This is a genomic window from Actinophytocola sp., assembly GCF_036002505.1.
In the GTDB taxonomy this organism is placed as follows: Bacteria; Actinomycetota; Actinomycetes; order Mycobacteriales; family Pseudonocardiaceae; genus DASYTH01.
On the sequence record NZ_DASYTH010000381.1, the window covers coordinates 1 to 3394 of the forward strand.

Sequence of the window (3394 nt, forward strand, 5' to 3'; positions counted from 1 at the left end):
TGCGGGCGACCGCCTGGTGGACCTCGGCGGGGCGGGTGGGGTAGTCGTAGGCGGCGGGGGTGCCGGTGTAGGTGGGGTCTAGCTCTTGCTGGTAAAGGGTTTGGGTGAGGGTCCAGTAGACCTGGCTGTGGAACGGCCACAAGAACTCCGAGCCGGGAGCGAAGCCGGCGGCCAGCATCCCCTCGTGGTCGCCCGCGGCGAATGCGCGGAGGGCGGGTGGGAGGAAGGTGAGGAGGTTAGGGCCGTCGGCGGTCCAGAGGGTGCCTTCCCAGTCGACGCCGCCGTCGAAGAGCCAGGCATTGCGTTCCAACTGCCAGCGGACGAGGTAGCCGCCGTTGGAGATGCCGGCCATCAGGGTTTGGGATGGGGTGTGGCCGTAGCGTTGGGCAACCACGGCGCGGGCGGCGAGGGCTAGTTGGGTGACGCGGGTGTGCCATTCGAGGATGGCGTCGCCGGGGCGCAGTCCGTCCTGGGCGAAACTGAGGCCGGTGTTGCCTTTGTCGGTGGCGGCGAAGGCGTAGCCGCGGGAGAGCACGTAATCCGCGATGGCGCGGTCGTTGGCGTATTGGCGGCGGTTGCCGGGGGTGCCCGAGATGACCAGGCCGCCGTTCCAGTGGTCGGGGAGGCGGAGGACGAACTGGGCGTCGTGGTTCCAGCCGTGGTTGGTGTTGGTGGTGGAGGTGTCGGGGAAGTAACCGTCGAGTTGGATGCCGGGGGCGCCGCTCAGCTGCGGGAGTGAAGCGGAGGTGAGGCCGGCCCAGTCGGCGGGGATCGTGTGTCCGGATAGGACAGTGCCGGCGGTGGTCAGCTCGTCGAGGCAGGCGGCGACCTGAAGTTGCGCTCCGGGCACGTGCAGGCGGTCGATGCGGGCGCAGTGTCCATTGTGGATGGTGGCGCCGGCCGGGGACGCTGCGAGGAGAGCGGTCGCCAGCGCCGTGAGCAGGGCAATGTGGGTGCGCATGGGGCGACCGTAGAAGCCGGAGTGCCGCGGGGATATGTGGGCGGCAGACGCAATCGCGGCGGCGGATGTGGTGGTCGCACACCTCAACGATCAGTGAGCGAGCCCCTTACGGTCGAGGCAAAGCGACGCGAGCACGATGAGGTGCGCCATGTCGAAGCTGCTCCTGGTAATCACCGTCCTGGCCGGGCTGATCGCGGGTACGGGCCCGGCGAGCGCCGCGACGATCGGGGAGGTGACCGGCTTCGGCACCAACCCCGGTGCGCTCAGGATGTTCCGGTACGTCCCGGACGGGCTGGCCGCCGGCCGGCCGACGGTCGTCGCGCTGCACGGGTGCACGCAGACCGCGGCGGCGTACGGCACCAACGCCGGCTGGGTGGAGCTGGCCGACCGGTGGCGGTTCACCGTCGTGCTCCCCGAGCAGCAGACCGCCAACAACTCGAGCCGGTGCTTCAACTGGTTCCAGGCCGGCGACATCGGCCGCGGCCAGGGTGAGGCCGAGTCGATCGCGCAGATGGTGCGCCGCAGCGTCGCCGACACCGGCGCCGACCCCACCCGCACCACGGTCACCGGCCTGTCCGCCGGCGGCGCGATGACCGCGGTCATGCTGGCCACCTACCCCGAGCTGTTCACGGCGGGCGGCATCGTCGCCGGCCTTCCGTACGCCTGCGCCACCACGCTGATCGACGCGTTCTCGTGCATGAACCCGGGGAAGAACCTGACCCCCGCGCAGTGGGGCGACAAGGTCCGCGCCGCCGGCACCGGGCCGTGGCCCACCGTCTCCATCTGGCACGGCACGAGCGACTTCACCGTCGCCACCGCCAACCAGCGCGAACTCGTCGAGCAGTGGACGAACGTGCACGGCATCCCGGCCACCCCGACGGCCACCGACACCGTCGCCGGCTACCCGCACGCGGTGTACCGCACCGCCGCCGGCCGCACCGTCGTCGAGACGTACTCGATCACCAACATGGGGCACGGCCAACCCGTCGACCCGGGCACCGGAACCGGCCAGTGCGGGCACGCCACCGCGTTCGTTCTGGACGTGAACATCTGCGCCGCGTGGCAGCTCGGGATGACCTGGCACCTCGACGGGTGACCCGGGATATCAACCCAACGAATGACGCGAATCAACCGCGAGGTGTACGGAACGCGCTTCCCCTTAGGTGTTGGATAGGCCAGTCAGCACCTGGAAGGGGGACCTATGGAGGACGAGTCCGGCCGGATCACCGTGTCCGGCCTGGCCAAGACGTTCGGCACGGTCAAAGCCGTGGACAACCTGAGCTTCACGGTCGAGCCGGGGACGGTGACCGGATTCCTCGGCCCGAACGGGGCCGGCAAGACGACGACGCTGCGCTGCCTGCTCGGCCTGGTCACGCCGAACGCGGGCGGTTCGACGATCGGCGGCCGGCCGTACAACGAGCTGCACACCCCGGTGACGACCGTGGGCGCGCTGCTGGAGGCGAGCAGCTTCCATCCGGCCCGCACCGCGCGCAACCACCTCCGGGTGTACTGCACGGTCAGCGGGATCCCCAGCCGGCGCGCGGACGAGGTGCTGGAGCTGGTCGGGCTCACCAGCGCGGCGAACCGCAAGGTGAAGGGCTTCTCGATGGGCATGCGGCAGCGGCTCGGGCTGGCCGCGGCCCTGCTCGGCGACCCGCAGGTGCTCATCCTCGACGAGCCGGCCAACGGCCTCGACCCCGAGGGAATCGTGTGGCTGCGCCAGTTCCTGCGGCAACTGGCCAGCCAGGGGCGCACGATCCTGGTGTCCAGCCACGTGCTCAGCGAGGTCGAGCAGACCGTGGACAGCATCGTGATCATCAACAACGGGCGGCTGGTCCGCCAGGGCACGCTGGCCGAGCTCTCCGAGCATCACGGCCACGCGGTGCTGGTGCGCAGCCCCGAGGCCGAACGCCTGGTGGCCGCGCTGGACGGCCAGGCGGAGATCGACAAGCTGGACGACGGCGCGCTGCGGATCACCGGCCCGAGCACCGCCGAGGTGGGCCACGTCGCCTTCGTCGAGCGGATCGAGCTGCACGAGCTGGCCACCGAGCGCAGCGACCTCGAGCAGATCTTCTTCGCGCTCACCGGGGACACCGGCTCGGTCGAGCACTTCGGGTCGGTTGACGGGGGTGCCTCATGATCAGGTTGATCAGGGCCGAGTTCGGCAAGCTGTACTCCACCAAGCTGTGGCTGTGGCTGCTGCTCGGCGCGCTGGGGCTGACCGCGCTCGGCGTGAGCCTCACGATCGGGCTGGACGGGCAGCAGGGCAACCCGAATCCGCCGGTGGCCACCGCGGCGGGGCAGAAGAACATGTTCAGCTCGGCCGCCGCCGCGGGGATCTTCGGGCTCATCCTGGGGATCATCGGGGTGACCGGCGAGTTCCGGCACCAGACGGTCACGCCGACGTTCCTGGCCACCCCGCACCGCGGCCGG

The 3394-nt window shown here is 70.4% G+C and carries 3 protein-coding genes and 1 pseudogene; 3 read left to right on the forward strand and 1 reads right to left on the reverse strand.

Going from position 1 to position 3394, the window contains the following annotated elements; genetic code table 11:
* The coding region (locus VGR06_RS33530) for a tannase/feruloyl esterase family alpha/beta hydrolase (protein ID WP_327563206.1) at nucleotides 1–961 on the reverse strand (961 nt) is incomplete at its 3' end.
* 148 nt (nucleotides 962–1109) lie between these two features.
* Here VGR06_RS33530 and VGR06_RS33535 point away from each other — a divergent pair.
* The 3 genes and pseudogenes from VGR06_RS33535 to VGR06_RS33545 form a co-directional block, all read left to right on the forward strand.
* On the forward strand, nucleotides 1110–2057 hold the full coding sequence (locus tag VGR06_RS33535; protein ID WP_327563207.1) for a PHB depolymerase family esterase: 948 nt from the start codon (nucleotides 1110–1112) through the stop codon (nucleotides 2055–2057).
* A gap of 105 nt (nucleotides 2058–2162) precedes the next feature.
* Nucleotides 2163–3101, forward strand: a complete 939-nt coding sequence (locus VGR06_RS33540) for an ABC transporter ATP-binding protein (protein ID WP_327563208.1) — start codon at nucleotides 2163–2165, stop codon at nucleotides 3099–3101.
* Nucleotides 3098–3394: pseudogene (locus VGR06_RS33545) on the forward strand (hypothetical protein); the annotation flags it as partial. The gene VGR06_RS33540 and the pseudogene VGR06_RS33545, both read left to right, overlap by 4 nt.